The sequence below is a fragment of the Vibrio ishigakensis genome (assembly GCF_024347675.1).
Classification (GTDB): Bacteria; Pseudomonadota; Gammaproteobacteria; order Enterobacterales; family Vibrionaceae; genus Vibrio; species Vibrio ishigakensis.
The window spans coordinates 545834-571356 of the sequence record NZ_AP024882.1; the positions used below are offsets into that span (position 1 = coordinate 545834).

Sequence of the window (25523 nt, forward strand, 5' to 3'; positions counted from 1 at the left end):
CAAATACAAAAAAACCGAGCACTCTCATGCTCGGTTTTCATAATAGTTTCGCTTACGATTACAGCTCAGCGTTGTGGTAAACCTGCTGAACGTCATCACAGTCATCTAGAAGGTCTTGGAACTTCTGGAATTTCTCAGCATCTTCACCCGTTACTGGAGTGTGAGTCTGAGGAACAAAAGTGATCTCTTCAACGTCCATAGTTAGGTCTGGGAATGCAGCGTTTAGTGCAGTCTTAGTTTTGAAGAACTCAGTGTGTGGAGCGAAAACAGTAACAACACCGTCTTCTACCTCAACGTCTGTCACGTCCACGTCTTCCATCATAAGAGCTTCTAGAATCACTTCATCGTCATCACCCTTGAACTGGAATACAGCTTGGTGATCGAACATGTGAGAAACAGAACCCTCAACACCGATCTTAGCGCCTACTTTAACGAAGCATTGGCGTACGTCTTGGAAGGTACGGTTTCCGTTATCTGTTAGGCAGTCAACGATTACGCTTGTGCCGCCAGGGCCAAAGCCTTCATAACGTGCTGGTTGGTAGTCTTCACCACCGCCGCCGTTCGCTTTGTCGATCGCTTTATCGATAACGTGTGCTGGAACTTGGTCTTTCTTCGCTTTAGCGATCAAGTGCTTTAGAGACAGGTTCATGTCTGGGTCTGAACCACCGTTCTTAGCACACATGTAAATTTCTTTACCGTATTTAGAATAAACTTTAATTTTTGCGCCAGCGGTTTTAGCCATTGAGGCCTTGCGCACTTCAAAACTTCTTCCCATCGGGATCTACTCTCTAAATTCTATTAATCAAAGAAATTGCTGTCATTGCATGACGGCATGCTACACGCCCATCATTTGTCGATACTTAGCCAAAGACTCATCGAACCAAGCAATATGCTGCTCTGAAGTCAGCTTCATGCGCTGTTCAGAGATTTCGATTTCAGTGCCCTGTGAGTTTTTCACTTTCCAAACCAAGTAAGAAGCTTGTTTGTCCAATTCAACTCGGTACTTTTCCTCTGCAGGAAGATTAGAAAGGTTTATCGACATGAGGGTGTGTTTGCAAAAAATCAGTGCGCGTAATATAGCACATTTCAGCGGGATTCAAAAAATTCGGCTTTACAGTGTAAATTGAACGGCTTAATCGAAAAATGGTCGACTACGCATAGTCGACCATTTGAAAATTAGTTGGGATTAAAAATCAGTGAAGTAAGCCGAGCTCTCTCGCTTCTTCAAGGGTTAAACCACTCTCACGGATCTCACGCATTTGCTCAATTCGACGTCGAGCTTCTGCAGATTTCAATTGCTTATTCGTCGTCGGTGCGGGCGTAGCGTTCAATTCATCCCACGAACCGGCGAGATCTTTCATCTCTTCATGGCTGATAGAATTAATAGACATTACTTGCTCCTAAAATACTCTTACAAAACAATTATTTAACGTTAAATATCACATTATTTACTAAGAGAAAAAGTCACAAAAGTCCGTCAGCAACCCTTTCCCTCTGACAGAAGTATAGATAGCAATGGACAAGGTGTGTGTTAAGAGATTTTGAAGGGTTTTGTGACCTAGGTTTCGCACTGCAGATCCTTTTGTGGGACAAGTCGTCATTTGGTCACAATTTCACCATTTCCCATCTAAACTTAGATTGATAAAAACGGGGGAAATGAGTTGTGACGTCGCTAACACAATGGCAACAACAGGTGTCGAATTGGCATAATCATCGGAAGCATGATCAAGTAGATGAATTGGAGAAACTGGTGAATGAGGCTCCAGAGGATATCTGGGGACCTGAGCTTTCGCTTGAGCAGAGCCAGGCCCTTGGTTGCTGGCTAGACAGCTGTGCACGCATGTATAAGCACTACCTAGAGCAAGGTGAAGAAGAACAGGCTTATGGATATCTGTGTTTAGCACAGGCGCGATTACAGCATGTGGTGAGTCGAGCAGAAGTGGATCAAAACATTCGTATGTGTTGCTGTCGCAAGTTAGAGCAGATTACCGTGTTGATCATCGAGTTTTGTCAGGCGAGATCCGATCTACATTGGAAGCGAGAGCTCAGCGATCAGATCGAATCCCATGTGAAGTTCTTAACCCTTTTCCCATTAAACGAGGCTCCAATCCCAGTGCTGAAGCCTTGTTCTAAGAAAAATACGGAAGCATGATCAAGAGCCTGATGCGATCCCTCTAAGCACTCGCATCACCGTCTCATCATAGTGTCCCTCGAAGATCTGACGGCAAACCTTACGTCTTACAGCAAGACCCAAGATCAAACGTTCGATAGAGAGATGCGTTCCATCGGTCTGCTCGTTATACAGCTCGATCGTGCGGCTTAAGATCTCATAACCTACAACCTTGTCCCCTACCCTCAGCCAGTCGAGCTTCTCTATGAGCTCGTCGCACTCCTCTTTGAGTGAAGCTGGAGAATGTCCAGTCATAGCAGACAAAGCCGTTATACTGCGTTCTAGAGCCTCTGGAGAGGTATATTTAGTGAGACTTATGGTTATCTCTTCCGCGTTGATCTCAACCAGATGTTTACGCAGCTTCACGCGGCGACCAAGATTACCTCTAGGCGAGCTCTTCTTACGCTGTATCGGCTCAAACTCACCGTCGATGATCTCAGCCAGCTCTTCGAGCTTCTGCTTGGACACCATTTCATGGCGGAGCGGGTTCGGTAGGGTTGGCGCCATATTGCGCTTACCGGCGTTGGTGGTGCGGGCGCGAGAGAACTTCAGCACCTCTTCGGCGTTACACTTGATATCGACCTGGTAGTCCTTGATCTTGCCTTGAGGCTCAAGAGCGGTAAGCGTCAGGTGATAACCCCATAGGTTCACCGCAAACAGCTCATCGTCCCCCTTCCCTTTCGATAGCTTCTTTAGCTCACGAAGCAGATCCATGGAGAAGCGACGCCATTCGATGTTGCGTGCAAGCTTCTGGTTCAGCTCGGTAAGCAGCATGGTATCTGTCATGCGACGCGACATACGGCTACGGAAATAGGAGTACAGCTGGAACACCAAGGTGTGCTGACGCAGGATCTCTGGCGGGAACAGGAAGAAGTAGTCTTTGGTAAGCAATTCTTCATAAAATCCTGGCTCCCAAACCAAGATATACAGGTTTGGCTTGATCTTGATCTCGCCAGCTTCGTTCTCTGTAGGCGCCTCTTCCGATGCAGTGATGGTTCGAGCTAGGAAGCGAAAGCGATCACTCTTGAAACCCTCAGGCATGTTGTCGCTGAGCCACTGCCCTGTAAGCTCGTGCAGTTGAAAGTCGGTATATTCGATACGATCAATGCTGTCACGGATAGAGTCACGTGCCGGACCACTGTCTTTTTTACCACGCAATGAGAGGATGTCAGTGATATACAGCGGTGTCTTGTTTGGCGCGATCTGAGCATTGATATGATAATCATCTTGATGATGGTCGTGATACTGAACCGTTAGGGTAAACAGCGCGAACAAGGTCATCAGATCATCAACCGTCATAATGTTCTTAGAAGAACGAGTCTCAATGATGGCTCGGGTTCCTGAGATAGAAACCATAGACTTTTGGTAGTTTTTACGTGTGCGAGGTGGCGCAAGCGCTTGGTCAATAATACCAGCCCAGTTAGTTGGAGAGACTACGAACTGCTCTTCCTCGGAAAGCATAGCTGGTGGCGTGTTCAGCCCATGTTCGGTAAGTAGCTGCTTGTTTACATTCGATTGAGCAAGGGCTTGAGTCTTTTTCTGCTTAGCGGACTTCTTAGTAGTCTCAGTCATTAGACTGCCTGTACCAAGCGCTGTAACTAGTTGAGCAGGATTAACAAAGCTGTGAAGCATGGTTTTCCCAGCAAGCCCGGTTTCAAACTTCACCGGTGTTTGGCTAAACAAGCCAATATTTACCGCTGATCTTAGTCTTTGTTGAATTGCAGCTCGAGTAACCTTGCCATCAGTGGCATCGATTAGCTCTGTTGTGGATACCAAGCCATCCTTGCTTGTCATGCCTTTTAAAGAAATGAGATTAAGCAGTTCTACTATGCTTTTGGTTACGCCTTTAAAGTGTTGGTATTGCTCGATCCATTCGATCGCAGCTTCGTTTACTGTAAAGAGATGTCCATCTTTATGGCTTCTAGGCTGCTTGATTAAGATCTTTTCATCACTGCTCATTAATTAATCCATTTACTTTAAAGCGTAATTTCATCATTGTTCCGCCTAGCTTAAAAAAGAATGATTGAAAAATAAAGAAAAAATCTTGTTGCTCTTAAAAACTGATCTTTATGATTAAAACTGATCTTATTGATATAGTGATCTTATGATCTGAGTGTAATTTTGCTTTTAAGTCACTGATTTAAAATAAGTATTTTTTTTGCCTTTGGAAAGCATGATCAAGACACTTTCGAAACCATGATCAATGTAGCTCCGAGAGCATGATCAAAACTATTCGAAACTATGATCAACGTCAGATAGAACGCATGATCAAATGAAATACGAAAGCATGATCATCAATCCCTAACATCTTATCCACAGGCCGTTTTTTCCATATTTTGACGATCTTAGGAAATTGAGCGAATTTGCATCCTATTTGGTGATCCGTAAGCATGATCAAGGAATGCTATTTCCCATAGTTCCGAAGCTTTGTGTTTAGATTCAAATCCAATTCTGCATTTGAATGTTTTGCACGACCAATGCTAGTGAATTGTCGTTTTTATTGGAAATATTGGAAGCATGATCAAGAGCGATGTAAAACACATGCTTCCCAAGCCCTCGTTACTTCAATCTAAACCTGTTTATAAGCGAATTAACCCAATCACTAGAGTCTATCTGGGCTTAACCGTAATCTAGTCGGATATTTACATGCTTCCGAAGAAAGAAGTTACTTGATCATTGATCCGAAAAAGATCCTTGAACCACAGATTTCAATTACTGTTTTATTTTAACGAATATTAGATCAATATATCTTGATCATAGTTCCGTAATCTTAAACAGATCAGAGTAACGAGCTAATATGGTTTCGGAAAGATGATCAAGGTATTCCCTTGATCATGCTTCTGTCGTTTTATCTGGATCGTATCAGGGCTGTAACTATTGTGTTTTCATACAGTTATTGAGTTGTCTTAGTCCGTAAATTAGCCAGCTATTCCCATCGTTCCGTGACTAAGCCACTGTTTTATTTGATTTGTTGCACTGTCACTAGCAGTTCAGACATTACGTTGACCAAGTTCTTAGCCCAAATAGATAAGATAAATTCAATGTCAGTTCTTTTGTTATTGTCTGAGACCTTGCCCATTTAGTTTGGCTATCAGCTATCAGCTATCAGCTATCAGCTATCAGCTATCAGTATCTACTGTTGCCCTTTTGAGCAGTAAACCTGTTTACAATGTAAATAAGTGACTCCTGTAACTTTTTAAATCTTTAACTGTAAACAGCATAATCAGAGGCAGAAAATAGACAATAAAATAGGAATATGGCAGGCAATTTATGTGATTCAACACATTAATTATTGTTCAGCTATTTATTGCTGTTTTAACTAATAGCTGTACAATGAACTTAGTCTTACTTTTATGGGAAGAGTCATGAATAGGGAATCTACAATAGATAATCTTTACCAATTAGCTGAGTCAACAAAACAAGTTCAAGCTGATCGCATCGAAATCGTTCTTGAAGAAAGAAATGAAGAACATTTCCCACCGATGTCGAAGGCTATGATGGAGACTCGCTCTGGTCTTACGCGTCGTAAATTGGATGACGCGATCACTAAGATGGAAGCTAACGGCCATCAGTTCACCAAAAACAACGCTAATCACTATTCAATCTCTCTAGATGAAGCCCATCAATTGATGGAGTTTGCTGGCGTTGAGAAGTTTCACCAGCGTAAGCGTAATCAAGGCAACAAACCATGGGTTGTAAACGTACAGAACCAGAAGGGTGGTACGGGTAAATCTATGTCTGCGGTACACCTAGCTGCGTGTATGGCACTTAACCTAGATAAGCGTTATCGCATCTGTCTTATTGACCTTGACCCTCAGGGCTCACTTCGTCTGTTTCTGAATCCTCAAATCAGTATTAGTGATCACGAGAATATCTACTCAGCAGTAGATATCATGCTGGATAACGTGCCGGATGAAGAAGAGGTAGATATCGAGTTTCTTCGCAAGAATGTTTTGCTACCGACTCAGTATCCAAACCTAAAGACTATATCGGCTTTCCCAGAAGATGCCATGTTCAACGCTGAAGCGTGGCAGTCACTGTCTCAAGATCAGTCGCTAGATATCGTTAAGCTGTTGAAAGAGAAGCTCATCGACAAGATTGCTGATGACTTCGACCTTATTATGATAGATACAGGTCCTCACGTTGACCCACTAGTATGGAACGCAATGTACGCATCTAACGCGCTATTGATTCCATGTGCGGCGAAGCGTCTTGACTGGGCTGCTACAGTAAACTTCTTCCAGCATCTACCAACGGTTTACGAGATGTTCCCAGAGGATTGGCACGGACTGGAGTTTATCCGTCTAATGCCAACTATGTTTGAGGACGACAACAAGAAGCAAGTTTCTGTTCTGACAGAGATGAACTATCTTCTTCAAGACCAGGTGATGATGGCGACTATTCCACGTAGCCGAGCATTTGAGACCTGTGCAGACACCTACAGCACTGTATTCGACCTGACTCCAGGTGATTTCGAAGGTGGTAAAAAGACTCTGGCTGTGGCGCAAGATGCGGTACAGAAGAGTGCATTAGAGTTAGAACGCGTATTGCACAGTAACTGGGCTTCGCTGAATCAGGAGGATTAATAATTTATGGCCATCAAAACTTCCGATCTAAACGCCAAATTATTCGGTAAAGCCAACAAACGACGCGCGACTACGCCAACTGAAGCGCAAGAAGCGGCAAAAGAGAATGCTCAGGTTATTGAACTTGCTGTTGCCGGTGAAGATACGGTTTCGTTTGAATTACGTCGTATCCCTGCGAAGGATGTAGAGAAAAAGACAGTCGTTTTTGCTGAGAATGCCCGTGAGCAGTCTTTTTTAAACGAGCACGCTCTTGCTGATATCCTAGTTACGCTAAAAGAGCGTGGTCAGCAGTATCCAGCCGTTGGTCGAATGACAAAAGACGGCAAGATTGAGGTTCTAGACGGTAGTCGTCGTCGCAAATCTTGTATCTTGGCTGAGCAAGACTTCCTTATCTATGTGGCTGAGAACATTGATACTCAGCATGCTAAGTTCCTTTCTGATGTGGCTAACGCACACAAGCCCCTTTCTCTGTATGAGAAGGGCAGGGAGATGCAGGCTAAGCTAGATTCAGGTGAGATTACTGATCAGAAAGGCCTAGCAAGCTTATTCCAGTGCAGTGAAGCGCTCGTAAGTGGTGCCCTAAAGGCAGCTTCACTGCCACTTCCGCTGCTTCAGGCATATCCTAATGTGACTGAGCTTGGTCGCCCGACAATCGTTAAGCTCCACAAGCAGTTCTTCGGATTGAGTGATAAAGCTAAGCAGACCATCTTGGATAAATGCCAAGCGGATGGTGCCTTTGTATGGCAGCGTTTCAGTGAAATGGGTGAAGCGCAGATCACTAAGCAGGTGTCTGCAGAGATTGAGAACTGGATTGCGGAACTGCAAGGTGCCCCTAAAGCGACTGCTACTAAAGCGGTTGACCTAGTTAAGGGCCGTGCTAGCTACACTCGCAAAGGTCAGTCTTTGGCGCTGAACCTGAAGAAAGTAGACGATGTGTTAGCGCAAGAAATCCTTCAGTTTATCGAAGGTAAGCTTAAATAAGCTTGATTGATTTGACGAAAGCCCCGAGAAATCGGGGCTTTTTTTATGTCTGAGGTTTGTAAGTTAGAAAAGGGGTAGGGGAGTTTGCTATGCTAACCAGCGCCCCCTTAACTAATTTGGATTAATTCCTTGTCTTATCTCGATTCTGCACAGCAACTCTTGTCTCTGATAGAAACCGCCAAACAGCGATTCCATCGTTTTGGGGTGGTGTTACGGGGTAGTGATGAGTGGCAACAAGCAACACTAGAACAGCTAGGCTCGCTTACTGGGTTTGAAAGAGTTATAGAACTGGGCAGTAAGACAGTCAGCTTTGCTGAGTCTCTGTCTTTCAAACAGGCAAGGACAGTACTCGGACAAGAGTCTGACCTTATCGTTGCTGACCTGAATGCAGAATTTGATGCTGATGGCCTGACCGCCGCTTGTGGCACCTTAAAAGGCGGTGGTTTGCTACTGTTGAAACCAAAGCTATCCCTAGATACTCCTTTTGATAATTGGCTTTCTAACGCTATGGAGTCACTGGTAGAACTCTCAGAAGCTGGAATAACAAACCCTACGCCTTACAGATGCCTAGATAAGGTTGACCCGTATGCTGAGCAGAAAGAGGCGATACAAGCGGTTCACAAAGTCCTGAACGGGCATAGAAAGCGTCCCTTGGTAATTACTGCAGATAGGGGAAGAGGAAAGTCTTCTGCTCTTGGTATCGCTTCTGCAGAGATAATTAGAGACAACGATAAGCGAATCTTAGTGACGGCTCCGAACAAGTCGGCGGTTGCTACCTTGTTTGAGCGAGCTGGCGTTGAGCTGGATAAGCCCGTGTCAGGTTCTAAATTAGAATCTGCCTCTGGTGGCAGTATTGAGTATATTGCACCAGATGAATTGCTTCGCTCGTTACCCAACTGCGACCTATTGTTGGTCGATGAAGCGTCTGCCATTCCTTTACCACTGCTAAAACAGATAGTGACCAACTATCACAGGGTCTGTTTCTCTACGACTGTTCATGGTTATGAAGGCTGTGGAAGAGGTTTCTCTCTTAAGTTTGAACCTTGGCTCGAATCTAATAGACCTGGTTGGAAGGCGATTAGACTCTCTCAGCCTATCCGTTGGAACCCAGAAGATTCACTGGAAGCATGGTTATTTGATGCGTTCTTACTCGATGCGGAGGTTGGATCTGCACCCATAAAAAGTCAGTCGTCATTAGAGTTCAGTAAATTGATGACAGAAGGTTTTCTGAATAGTAGGGCTTTGTTGTCTGATTGCTTCGGTCTTCTGGTCAATGCTCATTACCAAACTGCGCCAAATGACCTTGTTCAACTTTTAAATGACTCAAAGGTATCTGTGTATCAAGCTACACAAGATTCTGTTTGTGTCGGTGTAGTGTTGGCAGTTGAAGAGGGTGGGTTGGATTCAGACACCATCAGAAACGTCCAGTTAGGAAAACGTCGACCTGTTGGTCACTTAGTCCCTGTATCTCTTGCCAATCATCTTGCTACTGCAGAGCCTGCAACTCAAAAGAGTCTTCGTGTTATGCGTATTGCAGTGCATCCTGAGCTCCAAGGTAAGGGGGTAGGGAGTGCTCTGCTTGAGTACTTATCTAGTCAGGCCCATAACTTCAGCTATCTTTCCACCAGCTTTGGCGCTACCGCAGAGCTATTTGATTTCTGGAATCAGAATAAATTTGTGTGTGTGCGTCTTGGAGTGAAGCAAGACCAAGCGAGTGGCTGTTTTTCTACGATCTTGGTGAAGCCGTTGCTTAGCCATTTAGATTGGCTTGCAGAAGCAAAAGAGTTTGTTACTCAAAGCCTATTGGATACTGCACCAGATTATCATCTGCGACTGCAGAACGATTTATTGTTTAGATTGTTACAGCAACAAGGTCATACGACTTCTACACGAGATAGAAACCTGATCTCTAATTACGCAAATGGCGGTAATAGCTTTGAAACCTGCCGCTCGGCTATCGCGTCTGCTATGGCGAATCTTTTGTCTAACGGGAATGAGTTCAGCTTTGATATGAACTGGGGCTTGCTGATTTCTGCTGGTATTAAAAAAATGAGCTGGGGAGAGCTTGCACAGGAGTTTGGTTTTACAGGGAAGAAGCAGGTGGAAAAGGCGTTACGTGTAGCTGTGTCAGATAGGATTATCAGGAATTTACAGTGTAAATAGCGGGGGCTAATTTACACTGTAAATTGATAGGGACTTAGATTTACAGTGTAAATCGTTATCTCCCAAATGGGTGTTTATAGATGACCCTTTGCAGGTCGTCCACACACCACCACTTATCTACTGTACCTCCTTTAGAATCTATAATCCTTACCAAGGCCTTTGGCCGCATCTCAGTAAATATTGCGTAACCAACCACCTCACCTTGATATCCATGGGCGATTACAGTGACTGTATGCCCAAGCTCAATTTTTCTAATCATCGACTTAATCTAGGTTGAGTAAACTAGCCTCAGATTGATTAATTGCTTCCAGCACTCAAACGTTGAAAATGTGTTGAGTGGCTTTGTTGAGATTGGAAGCAAACACCAATCACAGTAAGCATTTCTATCTTGGGGTATTAGATAGAATTCGCTTTGCCCTACCTTCAATTTCTTAAAGTTGGCTAAGACTAATCAGAATGTGAGTCTTGAAAAACCGGTGTACTATATGGTGCGCCGTACGTCCGATGTGCGAAGAAAATTATCACTTAGTTGAATAAAAATCAAAATAAATGATATGTATGATTATATTAAAATCAGATACTTAGAAGGGAAAATAGGGCAGTGATGCAAGCTGCATCACTGCGTAGAGTGGTTATTCGTTGACGCTCTTTAAGTTTCCGCGCTGAAGTTCTTTCAGTACTTTATCTTTCGGACCATCAGCTACAACGTTGCCTGCGTGCATTACGACAAGGCGGTCGACAACTTCTAGCATAGAGGTCTTGTGAGTGATTAGAACCAGAGTTTGTTCTGGGGTGAGGCGCTTTAGTTCATTCTTAAAAAGAGCCTCAGCACGGTTGTCCATAGCGCTGGTAGGTTCATCTAGAAGAAGAATAGGTGGCTTGCCTAGGAATGCTCTAGCTATAGCGACGGCTTGGCGTTGACCGCCAGAAAGTAACTGACCACCTTCACCTACTTGTCTCTCAAGGCCTGCAGGGTCTTTCATCGTAAACTCGGTAACACCTGCACGCTTGGCTGCCAACATGACTTCATTGTCGTCAGCCAGCGGATTTCCAAGCGTAATGTTGTCGCGAATAGAACCGTAGAACAAGGTGATATCTTGTGGCACACAGCCAATGTTGTTGCGTACATCTACATGATGGAGTTGCTGAATGTCGGTATCATCGATACGGATGTGACCTTGCGTTGGTTGGTACAGCCCCATTATTAAACGCTCTAGTGTCGTCTTGCCTGAACCTACACGGCCGATGATTGCTACCTTCTCACCAGGACGAATAGTAAGGCTCATGTCTCTTATAGAAGATACAGGCGCTTCAGGATAGTTAAAGGTCACCTTGTCTAATTCGATCTTGCCCTGAAGCACAGGGCGGTGCACATAGCGTTTATCTTCTTCTTGCTCGTCAGGCATGCTCATCACCTGTTCGATAATGGTCATAGAAGACTTAGCCTGATTGTAACGTGTTGAAAGCAAAGCGATTTGAACCATAGGTCCGATAGCGCGGCCACTTAGCATGGTTGCTGCGATCAAGCCACCCATGGTGAGCTCGCCCTCTGCAATCAGGTAAACACCAAAGATAAGCATGCCTACGTTTGATGCCTGCTGAAGGAAGCCAGCAGAGTTCTGCACACCATCTGTGATTCGGCGACTCTTGATGTTCCAGTTGGCCATATGGGCCACCGCCTCTTCCCAGCGATACTGGAACTGGCTTTGTGCACCGTACATTTTTAGGGTTTCTAACCCGGACAGGCTCTCAATAAGGTTGGCGTATTTTTGCGAAGCAAGACGCGAGCCCTCTTCGATACTGTTGCGCAGTGGTTTCTGGATCAGCAAAGAATGGATAATCAAGATGCTGACGAAGATGATAGGGATGATGACGACGTTGCCGGCGATAAGCCATATCACTAGTAAAAACAGCAGAGCAAATGGAAGGTCGATTAGCGCGGCTACAGTAGCTGAGGTGAAGAATTCTCGAATAGATTCAAACTCTTGCAGATGCTTAGCGAATGCGCCAACTGATGGTGGGCGGGCTTCCATACGTATGCCCATCACCTTGCTAAACAGTTTTGATGAAATAAGAATGTCTGATTTTTTACCTGCTACGTCGATGAAATAGCTACGAAGGGATTTGAGTAATAGGTCGAAGATGAATATCACACCTATACCACTTGCAAGAACCCAAAGAGATTCGAATGCTAAGTTTGGCACGACCTTGTCGTAAACGATACGAGTAAACAAAGGTGTAGCGACAGCAAAGATATTGATCAGAATCGAGGCTATGAGCACATCACGATAGATAGAGCGAGACTGTACTAAGGTGCTCCAAAACCAGTGTCCTTTGCGAGTTTTTAATATCTCAGGAGAGCGTTGGTCGTAACGAAACTGCTTTTTAATCAAGAAGTAACGGCCACTGTACTCTTCTTTGAGCTCGCTTAGCTCGATTGTAGTTGCGATAAACCCCGAGCTTGGGCTGATGATTTCTGCTTGCCCTTTCTCTTGGTCGATACTGAGAAGTACACAGGCCTCATCATGACCGGTTAACAAGATAGCTGGTAGGGTAAGTTCAGAAACCTTTTCTAGAGGTGCGTTTTTTTCTTTTGCTACTAAGCCCGCGCGCTCAGCAGCTCGCGGAAGGAGTAGGGGAGTCAGTTTACCCTCAGGTAGGGGAAGACCATTGACCAACGCCTCGGGAGAGTTTGAGAGCCCATAGTAGCGACTGACGTAAGTTAATGAATGTAATAATGAATCTTTCACAAGTTGCTATCCTTAGCATCCTTAAAACCCTGAAAGTTCAGGATAATTGTAATTATAGTCCCTTGATCATACTTCCATGATCTGGGTTATTCGCGCAGTGCGCTGCCCTTGGCTCTGAGCACAGGCTTCAATAGATAATCGAGAACAGTTTGTTTACCGGTAATGATGTCTACTGATGCTGTCATACCTGGGATGATTGGCAATTGACCTTCTGCTCCAAACTCGGTCTGTTCCGTACGAACGCGTACTAGGTAGAAGCTGTTGCCTTCTTCGTCTTGGATAGTATCGGCGCTGATGTGCTCTAGGATGCCTGTCAGGCCACCGTATTTAGTAAAGTCATAGGCGCTGAATTTAACTACCGCAGGAAGACCAGGGCGCAGGAAAGCGATATCTTGCGGCGCAATCTCAGCTTCAACGAGTAGGGTATCTTCGGTAGGAACGATTTCTACTAGGTCCATGCCAGGTTGGATTACGCCGCCTACGGTATTGATGTGCAGTTTCTTAATGGTGCCCGTTACAGGAGATGTCACTACAGTACGGGTCACTCTGTCTTCAAGGCCTACACGGCTCTGATTCAATGCAGAAAGCTCATCCTGGGCTTGGTTTAGCTTTTCTTGTTGTTCTGATTGAAAGTCCAGTGCTGCATCGACACGGCTTAGTTGAGCTTCTTTAATCGCGGCATTGAGTGCAGGGATACGAGCGCGCGCTGAGTCGAGCTCACGTTTGGTGTCGTTCACTTGACGCTTTAGCTTAATGAACTCTACCTGAGGTACTATGCCCTCAGCAGCAAGCGGTGCCATAAGGTCTGTTTCTTTCTTGGCAAAATCATAGCTTTGTTGGAGGTTTCGTACTCGCCCACGTATCTCATTAAGGTCCTGTGACTTTTGTTCAACTTGTTGGTCGAGCACTCTTATTTGGTTGCGAAGGTTGTTGAGATCTTGGCGATACTCGGAGCGTTGACGTGATGCCAGTCTTGGCTGCTCTTCTTCAAAACGATCTGGATAGATGAGTTTGTCGAACGAGATAACGACGCTGTCTTTCCAGTTTCGAGCTGTCACTTCCTGTTGCACCTCTACACTGACTATCGAAGCGGTTAGTTGAAGTACTTTAGCGGTAAGGTTCAGAACCTGCTGTTCACGCTCCATGAAGTCCGATTTGAACTGGGTATCATCGATGAGTAGCAGTTGCTGACCCTTTTGGATCTGTTGACCCTCGCGAATGAGTATTTGTTTAACTAGGCCACCCTCAAGGTTCTGCACCACTTGCAGTTGGCTCGATGGAATCACCTTGCCACTGCCGACTGTCACCTTGTCTAGTTCAGCCCAATAAGCCCAACCGACGGCGGAACCGAAGAAAAGCAGAATCAGCCACAGCAACACTCTGGCGTTTGAAGGTGTATTGAGAAGCAGAGCGGCCGTCTTATCATCGACGTACTCTAATTCTGTTCTGTCTAGTTTTTTAAGTTTGTCCTGACTCATAGGCCATCCATTTGCGCTTGAGTAGAAGAGGGTTACGGCACCTTCTGTGCCGCGTTATTGCAACCCTAGTTCCTTTGGTCGCACATAGTTAAATATTATTCCATGATCAGCCGAAATGTTAAGCAAATGTGTGAATAGCAATTAAACAATTTTTAAAATTCGGGTCTATAACTCAGTACGGCAAAAAACAGCGAAGAATTCATGCTTGTTTTATTCTTTAGAGACGAGCAAAATTTAGCGCAAACAAAAAGTTAGAAAGGACAACACATGAAACTCACGGACATACGTCGTGATTACACCCAAGGTGGTTTGCGTCGCGCGAATTTGAAAGACAACCCAGTTGATCAGTTCAATCTTTGGCTAGAGCAGGCGATGGAAGCAGGTCTGACAGATCCAACTGCGATGACAGTTGCAACTGTCGATGAAAATGGCCAGCCGTTTCAGCGTATCGTTCTTTTGAAAGGCGTAGATGAAAGAGGTTTTGTTTTTTACACCAACCTAGGCAGTCGTAAGGCTCAGCAACTGCAGGAAAATAATCGTATTAGTTTACATTTCCCATGGCATCCACTTGAGCGTCAGGTTCATGTTACAGGTGTTGCAGAAAAACTGACTGCAGCGGAAAACTTTAAGTACTTCACTTCTCGACCTAAAGACAGTCAATTGGCGGCTATAGCGAGTCGTCAGAGTTCTCGCATTTCTGCGCGTGGCGTTTTAGAAGGTAAGTTTCTTGAGCTAAAACAAAAGTTTGCACAAGGAGAGATCCCGATGCCTTCTTTCTGGGGTGGCTTTCGCGTGAACTTTGATTCGGTTGAGTTCTGGCAGGGTGGTGCAAATCGACTTCATGACAGATTTATCTATACCCGTGCTGAACAAGGTTGGGATATCGACCGACTCGCACCATAAGCCGATTTACACTGTAAAGCGCTGAAATTACCAAGATACCCGCCCAGTGTGGGTATTTTTAAAGGTTCAATCTAGGTTGAATGAAGTCGATAAAAGCACTTAGCTTTTTCGCGGGAGATGAAGAACGATAATACACTGCGCTCACTTGCTCGCGTCCTGTATTAGTAAGTTTATGCTCTTCTAATATAGGTATGAGTCTGCCTTGCTCAATGTCTTTGTTCACCATGAATCCAGACAAACAGGCGATGCCGTTTCCTTGTAGCGCTAACTGACGCACCGTCTCACCATTGCTGGAAGTGATGCTTGGGCTGATCAGGTTATCTCCAGAAAATGGCCATTTATTCAATACCTTAACTCCTGAAAACCCTATTAGGTCATGTTGCTTTAGTTCCCAAGGCTCAACGGGTATTCCACGCTTTTCTAGATAGCTAGGAGCTGCCACCATATACAGCAGGCTTTTGCCAAGGGGTTTGGCGTGTAGGGTTGAGTCGCTTAATTTCCCTATTCGAATTGCGATATCTGTGCGTTTTTCAATTAGATCTACAAAACCCTCGTTGGAGGTGATTTCCAGATCGATATCTGGGTAGAGGCTCTTGAACTCGCTCACTAGTGGCACAAGTTGGTGAAATACAAATGGGCTCGCTGCATCTACCCGTAAATGCCCCTTGGGTAGTTCACCTCGAGTAATCACTTCTTCTTCCGCCTGTTGGATAACCTTAATACCGTTTCGTACCGTTTCAACAAAATCACGACCTTCATCGGTCAGTTCAATGCGGCGCGTGGTTCGGTTGAGTAGTGTCGCACCCAATTGCTTTTCTATCTTGCTCACCGCTCGTGAGACTTTTGCTACTTGGATATTGAGGGTTTCAGCCGCAGCAGAGAAGCTACCGCTGTCTACAACGGCGATTAATATCTGTAAGTCATCGGAACGTGTTAAGAGCATTTTTGTATTTACTAAAGGTTAAGAGTGGTGATTCTTTTATTTTTAGCAAAAAAAGCGTGGGATAGGTAGTTTGGATTGGTTGAGAAGTTTACTTGGTTAGAATTTGGGTAGGTAGTAGTGTGAATTGGTTGTTGAAAAGATCCCGGCTAAAAGGCAGCCGGGATGACGTGCTGATTAGTTAAGCCTTTGTTAAGGCGCTAATTTTTCTGGCATCCCGGAACGCCGGCCCAGCGGAATGCGAGAGCATATCCGGGATCTTCTTATCACTGAGAGGTGAGGCATACAGACAAGCCCATCAGTTTTTCTTTAGGCTTATCCCCTGATATGACGACCTCTTAGAATCGGTAATCTATACCAGCATAGAAACTGCGCTCAGGACCAACAAAGTCAAAGCCACCCCAGCCTTCTGAGGTTTCATAGTCCTCATCCAGAAGGTTTAGAACCTTAAACTTAGCGTCTAAGTTTTCTGTAAACGCATACTTGGCAGCTAGGTCTACAGTGATGTAGCTGTCTAGAGTCTTGGTCGCGTCAGGTCTTTCGCCGGTGTAGATGGTGGTCAGGCTTAGGTCTAGGTCGTTCTGCGAGTAACCCACCAGCCACTTGTAGTTCTGCTTGGCTCTTCGGATTAGCTGTGTTCCAGTCGTTTTATCCTGCGGATCTTTCCAGTCACCTACTAGGGTGTGGCGGATTGGGCCTGTGTCGAAATCTACGGTTAATTCAATACCCTTGATTTCAGCTTCATTAACGTTTTCAAGACTTCCCGTAAATGGACCGCTAGGAACCCAGATGATCAAGTTGTCGATATCGTTCTGATAAGCCACCAAGTTCCAAGTTGCCCATGAGTGATAGCCAGAGATACCAAACTCATAAGACTTTGACTCTTCAGGCTTCAGGTCTTTGTTGCCTCCAAACCCATATAGATCAAAGAAGCTCGGTGCTTTGAATGCAGTGCCGTAGTTAGCGGTTAGTTGGATTTCTTTAGTCACAAACCAACCAATTCCCGCACCCCAAGTAGTATTGCCACCATACACACTGTTTTCATCGTGTCTTAGGTTTGCCTCGAGGGAAACTGGGTTTAGGTTTACGTGCGCACCTACAAATCCCGCAGTGTTGTTTCTGGTATTTTCACTAAAGTCAGATGCGGTGCCGCCATTGTGCGCCTCTTCATAGGAGTAATCGATACCTGCAAGTAGGTCGGTATTTTCGATACCCTTGTAGTGGTTTAGCCACAGAACAGAGCTACGCTTTGACTCAATAATCGTTTGATCAGCATTGGTTTGATCCAAACCATCAAACTGCTTTTCCTGAGAAAAGTTAGCTTGTAGCGAAGATTCGAATTTTTCTACGCTGTATGCCACCGTACCAGTAATGTTGTAAGCATCAGTTTCTTGCTTGTTTGGTGTGTCGGTGGGCATGTTGCTTACGTACTGGTTTTCATAGGTTTGATACATACCGTTGAAGCCAGCCGACCAGTTGTTGTTGATTTGGGTGTTTACGCCACCGTTAAAAAACTGAGATTTGTAGCCAAAGTTATTGCTCGTTGGCTGACTGGTGATGTTATAGCCTTCGCTACCTTCGTTGCTCAGTAAGAAATGACCAGTTGTGGTGTCCGAAATATCACCGGATGAACGCCACCCTTCTTGGTGATATTTATTTGACCCACCATTTAAAGTTAGCTCATGAACTGAACCGCTTTGAGGCTTAGTCGTAATGCTGATTACACCACCAATAGCGTCAGAACCGTAGACGGCAGCTCTTGGACCGCGAATTACTTCGATGCGCTCAATGGCAAATGCTGGAATCAAACCAAGCGTGTTTGTGGTTGCGCCAGCAGCAGTATTCAGACGAACGCCATCCAAAAGTACCAAGGTTTGGTTGCTGTTGGAGCCCCGGATAAAAATGCTATTCGATGACGCTTTAGTACCTTGAGGTACAACCTGAACACCTGGAAGGGTACGCAGAACATCATAAGCACTATCAGCTTGGATCTGTTCAATCTGCTCACGTTCAACAACGCTTACAGAGGCTAGGGCAGAAGATTGGGTTTGTTCGAATCGGTTTGCTGTGACGACGATAGTTTCATCAACCTTGGTTGAATCCGCTTCTTGGGCAAAAAGAGAGGGAGCGTACAGCGAAACAAGTGCTGTCGCTAAAACTGTTTTTTTCATTGTAAATCCTAAATACGCGTAGTAAATCAAACGCTTATATATGCGTTTTGTACTTACTGGCAGGTATTCGGACTTATGAGCACTGTAGGTTTTGCACCTACAACCTAGCGTCCCACTTCCCACTTTTGCAGTGTGTGGCAATAGCCTTAGACGTTCGTTCTCAAATACCGCTGCGCGTCAGTTTTGGATTCACACCAAATTCCCTTTTAAGCCTGAAAGCCAATACCCTCAAAGGAGGAGTTTTGAGTTCGAGACACCAGCGGTAAAGGAGTCTATAGAGTGTTAGATCTGATGTAAAGTTCCACAGAAATATTGTTAAATGTCACAAAATGTATTGTTAAGGAACCGTAATCACATTTCTTTTGATCATTGATCCGTATTCTTTGATCTAGCGCAATCTCACGAGGTAGGATGAGCCAATTATGCTCAACTGCAGTAGAACAAGGTACGTTTTCTGTCAAGTTGGGTTGGTCTCTGATGTCGAGCTGAGGAAGAGAAATGTTTACAGCATCTAGAGTTTTCGACTCCGAATTTATCAACCAGCCTAAAGAAACCCTATGGGCTGAGATATCACCTATGTATATGGTGGATGAGTCTGCATGGCTCAAGGAGTTACTGCCACTGGCTAAGCCAACCGCTGAAGAGAAGCATCGTATTGAGCGTCAAACCACTCAATTGATCGAGGCTATTCGTGCGGACAAACGTTCTATTCAAATGATTGATGCCCTGCTACTTGAGTACAGTCTTGATACTCAGGAAGGTATCCTTCTTATGTGTCTTGCTGAAGCACTTATGCGTATCCCAGATACGGAAACAGCAGATGCACTTATCAAGGACAAGCTAACGGTAGCGGATTGGAAATCTCACCTAAGCCAGTCAGACTCTGTATTTGTAAACGCCTCTACTTGGGGCCTAATGCTGACCGGTAAGGTTGTTGGCATTAACAATGAAGAGAAGACCAGCCCAAGCTCTGCGATTTCTAAGCTAGTTAACAAGATGTCTGAGCCGGTTATCCGTAAGGCAATGCATCAGGCGATGAAGATTATGGGACATCAGTTTGTTCTAGGTCGAAACATCGTTGAGGCGCAAAAGAATGGTGCACCGCTTCGCAAGAAGGGCTTTACCCACTCTTTCGATATGCTAGGTGAAGCTGCGCTGACTACTGCAGACGCGCACAAGTACTTTAAAGATTACCTTTCTGCTATTGAATCTGTTGGTCAGCACAGCGTGGGTAAAGATGACAGCCCTGCGCCATCGGTTTCTATCAAACTTTCTGCTCTGCACCCTCGTTATGAAGTAGCGAACAAAGATCGCGTAATGAGCGAGCTTTACGATGTGTTGATGCAACTTCTTAAGCGTGCAGTGGAACTGGACGTTGCTATAACTATCGATGCGGAAGAAGCGGATCGTCTAGAGCTTTCTCTTGAACTATTTGAGAAGGTTTACAACAGCGAACTCGTTAAAGGCTGGGGCAAGTTTGGTCTTGTGATCCAAGCTTATTCGAAGCGTTGTCTACCTGTATTAGTATGGGTGAATGCTCTTGCTCGTGAGCAAGGCGACCTGATCCCTCTTCGTCTAGTTAAGGGTGCTTACTGGGATAGCGAGATCAAATGGTCTCAAACCGCTGGCTATGACAATTATCCAGTGTATACCCGCAAAGAAGCGACCGATACCTCTTACCTAGCCTGTGCACGCTTCCTACTAAGTGAAGGCGTGCGTGGCAATATCTATCCTCAGTTTGCTAGCCATAACGCACATACCGTAACGGCTATCGCTGAGATGGCAGAACACAGTGACTATGAGTTCCAGCGCCTGCACGGCATGGGTGAGTCTCTATATCACCATGTAATGGACAAATACGGTCAGTCAGTTCGTATTTATGCCCCTGTAGGTAGTCATAAAGATCTACTTCCTTACTTGGTTCGTCGCCTGCTAGAGAACGGCGCAAACAGTTCTTTCGTTCACCGCTTAGTGGATGCACGCTGCCCAGTTGATACGCTGACTCAGCACCCAGTTGATACGCTTTTGGCGAACGAGACTCTGCATAACAACCATATTCCATTGCCAACTGAGATCTTCGGTAGCCGCAAAAACTCCATCGGTGTGAATATCGACGTTGAGAGCGAAGCTAAGCCATTTGAAGATCAGGTAAATGCCTTCCTAAGCAAGCAATGGGTAGGTGCTCCGATCCTTGGTGGTCAAATGAAAACTGGAAGCATGATCAAGGCAGAAGCAGTGATCGCTCCGTTTGATCACTCCATCCAAGTGGGTGAGATCAAGTATGCATCCCTTGATCATGTTTCCGAAGCCATCGCTATTGCTCAGTCTGGCCTTGAGAAGTGGCGCAGTGCCCCAATCGCAACGCGCACTGAGTGTCTGCTTAACCTAGCGGACAAGATGGAAGAGAACCTCGCTGAACTTGTGGCACTTTGTCACATGGAAGCGGGTAAGACTATCCACGATAGCATCGATGAAGTGCGTGAAGCGGTAGACTTCTGTCGATTCTATGCAGACAACGCAACCTTGCTAGGTCCTGAGTCTATTAAAGATTTCGACGGTAACTTGCAGTGGTGTGAGCGCTCTGGTCGCGGTGTGTTTGTATGTATCAGCCCATGGAACTTCCCTCTTGCTATCTTCCTTGGTCAGGTAACTGCTGCCCTTGTTGCAGGTAACACGGTTATCGCCAAGCCTGCAGAGCAAACCAGCCTAATCGCGGTGCGAGCGGTTGAGATGATGCTAGATGCGGGCTTCCCTGCGGACGTTATCCAGCTTCTTCCTGGTCGTGGTGCAGAGATTGGTTCTGCCCTAACTAGCCATGAAGCGATTGCGGGTGTTGCCTTTACTGGCTCTACCGCAACCGCGCAGCGTATCAATCAGACCCTAGCAGAGCGTGACTGTAACCCAGTGCCGTTTATTGCTGAAACTGGTGGTCAAAACGCGATGATCGTGGACTCCACAGCACTACCAGAGCAGGTTGTGCGCGACGTCGTTCGCAGTGCGTTTGCATCGGCAGGGCAACGCTGCTCAGCACTTCGTGTGTTGTTCGTGCAAAAAGATATCGCGCCACGTATCACTAGTTTGATCAAGGGTGCAATGGAAGAGCTTCGTGTAGGTAAACCGCACCTTCACAGCACGGACGTAGGTCCTGTTATCGATCAAACGGCGCAAGCTAAGCTTCTGCAGCATATTGAGAAGATGCGTAATTCACAGAAAGTGGTTGCTGAAGTGAAGCTTGATGAAGAGTGCAACCAAGGCACCTTCGTTGCACCAACCGCAATCGAGATCAGCGATATCTCTATTCTAGAAGAAGAGCAGTTTGGTCCTATTCTGCATATTGTTACTTTCAAAGCGAATGAGTTGGCTTCTGTTATCGAGAAAATCAACGCAACGGGCTTCGGTCTAACCATGGGTGTCCACTCTCGTAACGAGACAACTTACCGCTGGATCGAGCAGAACGCCCGTGTGGGTAACTGCTATATCAACCGCGACCAAGTGGGTGCGGTAGTAGGTGTTCAGCCATTTGGTGGTCAAGGTCTATCAGGCACAGGCCCTAAAGCGGGTGGTCCAAACTACCTATACCGTTTCACTAACCACGTATGCCGTGAGCGCCAGATCCAGTCTAGCGCTGATGTAGCAAGCGCTGAAATGACAGATGCATAAGGAGTAGTAACATGAAATCAGCATCGATTCGTTTTTCTGAGGCCCAACAGGTATGGTCTGTTTGGAATCAGGTTCCTTTTGCAGCGCGTCTTGAGCTTCTTGAAACGGCGGCGACTAAGCTAGCACTAACTTCACTTAAGAAGCCTCTAGCGTTCCACAAAGCGCACAGTGAGCAGCTTCTTTCTGAGCCAGAGCTTATGCCAGGCCCTACAGGTGAAACCAATGAGCTGTACACAGCTGGTCGTGGTGTGGCTCTTATCATTGCCGATGACAGCCTAACTGCAGACAACGCTAGCGCTTTCTTTGCTCAGCTGTCTGTGGCTCTGCTTGCTGGTAACTGCGTGCTTGCATGTGTGCAGGATAGCGAAGTAGCGAAGCAGGTTCAGTCTCTTATCGAGAAAGCCGCTTTCCCAACAGGCGTACTAAGCCTTGTTGAGTATGACCAATACTCTCAAGTGCTAGAGAATGATGTGCGTGTGGTTACCGCTATCGCTGAAGATAAGCTAGTTCAAGGCATTAACCGTCAGCTAGCTGAGAAGCGTGGTGTGATTGCTCCTCTCGTGGTTGAAACTGATCTTAAGAGAATGCCAGTGGCGCTAGACCCTAAACTGGTTCTTCGCTACATCACAGAGCGCACACGTACCATCAACATCACAGCTGTAGGTGGTAACGCAACGCTACTAGAGCTAGGTGCAGCAGAGCACTAATCTTCGTAGCGATCAGCGATCAGGCGTAACCTCTGACAGCTGATCGCTTACGGCTTATAGCTAAAAAACTCGGATATCATCCGAGTTTTTTTCTTTCTAGCTCTTTACCTCTACTTAAGTTGAGGTTTTACAGTAATAACTGTGAATCAACATGGAGCTTTCAAATGGACAAACGAACCTTTCCTTATCTTACTGCCCGATTCTTTGATGGCATCTCATCTGGGCTTTTCATGATGGCCTTGCCATGGATCATGCTACAAAGCCCTAATATGGGGCCGTTTGTGGCTATGGTCGCCCTTGCTTGTACTGGGATTTCATTCTTCTGCACTCCTTTCTTTTCGACGCTTACAGATAGGCATTCTCGCAAGCTTATCTTGGTGATAGTGCAAGCTCTGCAAGCCTCAACCGCTAGCTTGGTATTTGTTGCCTATTGGTTTGATTTGGGCTCGCATTGGCTGTTGGCGTTCGCTCAATTGGCATTTTGGATCTCTAGTAATCTTGCTTGGACCACCAATAATGCCTTCACTCAAGAAAACTATGATCCCCATGAGTATGCTTCTATCTCTGGAAAGCAAGAGGTGATCATGCAAGGGACGACTCTAGGTGCAGGTGCGCTGGGTGTGGTACTTCTCGAGGTGTGGGGAATGTTGGAGTTTGCTGCCTTTGCGGCAGTTGCTTCGGGCATTGCCACTCTCTGTTATATCTATACGCCTTATCGTCGTAAGCTTCGCATCAACAATGCCATGCCTTTCCTCGCTCAGCTAAAAGAGAGCAAGCAACTCATCGTCAATGAGCCACGCTTTTATCTGTTCTTAATGCTTTCTGCGCTGTCATATCCAGTATTAACCTACCTAGGTAAGCTAGTTCCGATCTGGTTTGCAGAGAGCGGAATATCGGGTGAGTGGTTGGCTGGGTACAACCTTGCGTTTGGCCTAGGTTCTCTTATCACAGGCTTGTTTGTGGCTAGGTTACTGGGACTCTTTTCCGCGCAAAATACCATGCTCAGCACCATGGCGATCTGTGGATTTACTGTGGTTGGAATGAGTGTCTCACCGCATCCTATTTATCTACTATTGTTCACTCTGATCTTTGGTTTCTTCAACGCTATGAATCGCATAGCTAGAACCAATTGGATGCACGTTTCTGTGGAGGTGGGGAGCCGAGGTCGCGCAGACGGAATACTGCAGATGTTTGCTACTTTAGTACAGAGCGTCAGCTACGTGGCTATCGCATTGCTGAGTCATTATCAGGTTACCCAGTTTGGTTTTGTACTAGCGGCCATGGTCATGCTTTTGGCATCGTTTAGCATGTATTTATTGAGCAAGAAGCCTCTCAAACATGCTGGAGTCATAGAGGCGTGCTGATATCACGATTTGCCTTTATAAACCATGAACAGATTGAGCTTAACTCGTATCCTTTCCGGTCTCTGTTGTTCGATATTCTGAAATATCACCTGAAGCATAGAGTGAGAGAGGGCGTGACCATAGAGCGTATACAGCAGCTAGTTGATATAGATAACTTGGATCCTGTGACTTTGAGTTATTTGGACTACCAAGCATTTAGCTTTCAAAACTACCTTGTGAGATGCAAGAAAAAGAAAACAGTGAGTGGTGATAACCGAATCTATTTCGAACTGGAAGACCTTGAGGGTAGGGTCGTGATACGCGGGTGTAGCATTACTAAGTTGGACTTAATCGCTGGGTTTGAAGAGTTTCATTCCGCACAGAAACGGCGTTAGTTGAGCTAAGCCTCTATCTTCTCCGAAGTCGATTTACAATGTAAATCCTACACGCTATGTTGTTGAGAATACGAAGTAATTTTCAATGAGGGAAGCCGTAGATGAGATGGGAAGATCAGCAAAAGTACGCCTTAGTGGTTCAAGGCGGGGGCCAAAAAGGAGCCTTTGCTGCTGGTGTGCTAGATGCCTTTAACTCAGCCGAGTTTGACCCCTTTTCTCTTTATCTTGGTACCTCCGCTGGGGCACTAAATGTCTCCTCCTTTGTTACCAAGCAGAGAGGGCTTGGGCTCGACTTTATCCTCAACTACACCACCAAAAACCGCTTCTTTGACTTCAACAAGCTAGTGAAGAAACAGCAACCTATGGACTTAGATTGGGCGTTTCAGTTTGTACACAGTGGCGAGTTTCCACTGGATATGAATAAGGGGGCTGAATTTCTCGGAACTGAGCGTGAAGCGCTTGCTTGTGTGACTAACGTTGAGGATATGCAGGATCACTACTTTCCCATCTTCTCTGAAAACTGGTTCGATGTACTGAAAGCGACCTGCGCTATCCCACTTCTCTATTACCATGACATAGAGATCGATGGCGCTAAATGGGTCGACGGTGGTGTTTCGGCAACCATACCCGTTCAAGAGGCGTATCGCCGTGGCATCTCGCATATGGTGGTGATAACCACCGAGCCAGTGATTGGTGAACACGCGACTAGCTTTATGCCGGTGGCGGCAGAGCCTTTTGAAAAGCTCAAGGGGGAGTGGAGTAAGGGGATCGACAGTTACCTGCAACGTATGGCGCCAGTGACCAAGAACGAATCTCTCAAACAATTTGGTGACCTTATCTCTGAGCGTGTAAATCAGATGAAAGAGGATCATCAGTGGCCAAGGTTTGACTCTATTCCCAAGACTTGGTTGCCAAACAAAGACAAACTCACAGAGCTTCTGACTCAGCAATCACAGAAGTGGCGTACCCATACGCCGCGCACCATGGAGATGCTGTTTGCTCACTATACCAATCACATGAGTGTGACTGAGTTTATGAACTGTCCGCCTGAGGGGGTTGTGATTCATGAGCTAGCTCCACCTAAGCCACTAAGTAGTACTGGCTTGATGAGTGGCAAGGATGACATCCTAGTGGATTATGAAACTGGCATCATGGTAGGTAAAGACTTCTTGAAGCGATTGAAGCTATAAATCTACATCCTGCATACATTCTATCCATACTATTAATTGGATTCATAAAACAGACGGGCGTACTCTAAGCTGAGTAATTGTCTCTG

The 25523-nt window shown here is 45.7% G+C and carries 17 protein-coding genes and 1 riboswitch; of the genes, 9 read left to right on the plus strand and 8 right to left on the minus strand.

Going from position 1 to position 25523, the window contains the following annotated elements:
* Positions 1-58: 58 nt before the first annotated feature.
* The 3 genes from Pcarn_RS16375 to Pcarn_RS16385 form a co-directional block, all read right to left on the minus strand.
* Positions 59-775, minus strand: coding sequence for a YebC/PmpR family DNA-binding transcriptional regulator (locus Pcarn_RS16375; RefSeq protein WP_261836994.1), 717 nt, complete (start codon positions 773-775; stop codon positions 59-61).
* 60 nt (positions 776-835) lie between these two features.
* Positions 836-1042, minus strand: a complete 207-nt coding sequence (locus tag Pcarn_RS16380) for a DUF3283 family protein (RefSeq protein ID WP_261836995.1) — start codon at positions 1040-1042, stop codon at positions 836-838.
* A 151-nt stretch (positions 1043-1193) separates the two neighbouring features.
* Positions 1194-1391: a PA3496 family putative envelope integrity protein gene (locus tag Pcarn_RS16385; RefSeq protein ID WP_261836996.1), complete on the minus strand. Its 198-nt coding sequence runs from the start codon at positions 1389-1391 to the stop codon at positions 1194-1196.
* Positions 1392-1663: 272 nt separating this feature from the next.
* On the opposite strand from Pcarn_RS16385, the gene Pcarn_RS16390 reads away from it, so the two are divergent.
* Positions 1664-2152, plus strand: a complete 489-nt coding sequence (locus tag Pcarn_RS16390) for a hypothetical protein (RefSeq protein WP_261836997.1) — start codon at positions 1664-1666, stop codon at positions 2150-2152.
* On the opposite strand, the gene Pcarn_RS16395 is transcribed toward Pcarn_RS16390, so the two are convergent.
* Positions 2153-4129: a replication initiator protein RctB domain-containing protein gene (locus tag Pcarn_RS16395; RefSeq protein ID WP_261836998.1), complete on the minus strand. Its 1977-nt coding sequence runs from the start codon at positions 4127-4129 to the stop codon at positions 2153-2155.
* A 1406-nt stretch (positions 4130-5535) separates the two neighbouring features.
* Here Pcarn_RS16395 and Pcarn_RS16400 point away from each other — a divergent pair.
* The 3 genes from Pcarn_RS16400 to Pcarn_RS16410 all read left to right on the plus strand — a co-directional run bounded on the left by Pcarn_RS16400 (position 5536) and on the right by Pcarn_RS16410 (position 9900).
* The gene (locus Pcarn_RS16400; RefSeq protein WP_261836999.1) at positions 5536-6756 is read left to right on the plus strand and encodes an AAA family ATPase; all 1221 of its coding nucleotides are present in this window, start codon (positions 5536-5538) and stop codon (positions 6754-6756) included.
* Positions 6757-6762: 6 nt separating this feature from the next.
* Positions 6763-7737 carry a ParB/RepB/Spo0J family partition protein gene (locus Pcarn_RS16405; RefSeq protein ID WP_261837000.1) on the plus strand — a complete coding sequence of 325 codons (975 nt, stop codon included), beginning with the start codon at positions 6763-6765 and terminating at the stop codon, positions 7735-7737.
* 129 nt (positions 7738-7866) lie between these two features.
* Positions 7867-9900, plus strand: coding sequence for a GNAT family N-acetyltransferase (locus tag Pcarn_RS16410; RefSeq protein ID WP_261837001.1), 2034 nt, complete (start codon positions 7867-7869; stop codon positions 9898-9900).
* Between the two features lie 632 nt (positions 9901-10532).
* Here Pcarn_RS16410 and Pcarn_RS16415 read toward each other — a convergent pair.
* Both Pcarn_RS16415 and Pcarn_RS16420 read right to left on the minus strand, forming a co-directional pair.
* Positions 10533-12650 carry a type I secretion system permease/ATPase gene (locus tag Pcarn_RS16415; protein WP_261837002.1) on the minus strand — a complete coding sequence of 706 codons (2118 nt, stop codon included), beginning with the start codon at positions 12648-12650 and terminating at the stop codon, positions 10533-10535.
* 86 nt (positions 12651-12736) lie between these two features.
* Complete coding sequence (locus tag Pcarn_RS16420; RefSeq protein ID WP_261837003.1) at positions 12737-14128, minus strand: HlyD family type I secretion periplasmic adaptor subunit; 1392 nt, start codon at positions 14126-14128, stop codon at positions 12737-12739.
* Positions 14129-14395: 267 nt separating this feature from the next.
* On the opposite strand from Pcarn_RS16420, the gene pdxH reads away from it, so the two are divergent.
* Positions 14396-15031 (plus strand): pyridoxamine 5'-phosphate oxidase, encoded by a 636-nt coding sequence (pdxH, locus tag Pcarn_RS16425; protein WP_261837004.1) that lies wholly within the window; start codon positions 14396-14398, stop codon positions 15029-15031.
* Between the two features lie 58 nt (positions 15032-15089).
* Here the strand turns inward: pdxH and Pcarn_RS16430 are convergent, their stop codons facing one another.
* Both Pcarn_RS16430 and Pcarn_RS16435 read right to left on the minus strand, forming a co-directional pair.
* Positions 15090-15974 carry a LysR family transcriptional regulator gene (locus tag Pcarn_RS16430; protein ID WP_261837005.1) on the minus strand — a complete coding sequence of 295 codons (885 nt, stop codon included), beginning with the start codon at positions 15972-15974 and terminating at the stop codon, positions 15090-15092.
* Positions 15975-16309: 335 nt separating this feature from the next.
* Positions 16310-18142, minus strand: a complete 1833-nt coding sequence (locus Pcarn_RS16435; protein WP_261837006.1) for a TonB-dependent receptor domain-containing protein — start codon at positions 18140-18142, stop codon at positions 16310-16312.
* Between the two features lie 41 nt (positions 18143-18183).
* A riboswitch (cobalamin riboswitch) is annotated at positions 18184-18381 on the minus strand.
* Positions 18382-18640: 259 nt separating this feature from the next.
* On the opposite strand from Pcarn_RS16435, the gene putA reads away from it, so the two are divergent.
* The 4 genes from putA to Pcarn_RS16455 all read left to right on the plus strand — a co-directional run bounded on the left by putA (position 18641) and on the right by Pcarn_RS16455 (position 25437).
* Positions 18641-21802 (plus strand): bifunctional proline dehydrogenase/L-glutamate gamma-semialdehyde dehydrogenase PutA, encoded by a 3162-nt coding sequence (gene putA / locus Pcarn_RS16440; RefSeq protein ID WP_261837007.1) that lies wholly within the window; start codon positions 18641-18643, stop codon positions 21800-21802.
* Positions 21803-21813: 11 nt separating this feature from the next.
* Positions 21814-22509, plus strand: coding sequence for a hypothetical protein (locus tag Pcarn_RS16445; RefSeq protein ID WP_261837008.1), 696 nt, complete (start codon positions 21814-21816; stop codon positions 22507-22509).
* A gap of 164 nt (positions 22510-22673) precedes the next feature.
* A complete protein-coding gene (locus Pcarn_RS16450; RefSeq protein ID WP_261837009.1) occupies positions 22674-23873 on the plus strand; it encodes an MFS transporter in 1200 nt (399 codons plus the stop codon).
* A gap of 475 nt (positions 23874-24348) precedes the next feature.
* The gene (locus Pcarn_RS16455; RefSeq protein ID WP_261837010.1) at positions 24349-25437 is read left to right on the plus strand and encodes a patatin-like phospholipase family protein; all 1089 of its coding nucleotides are present in this window, start codon (positions 24349-24351) and stop codon (positions 25435-25437) included.
* The last annotated feature ends 86 nt before the right edge of the window (positions 25438-25523 follow it).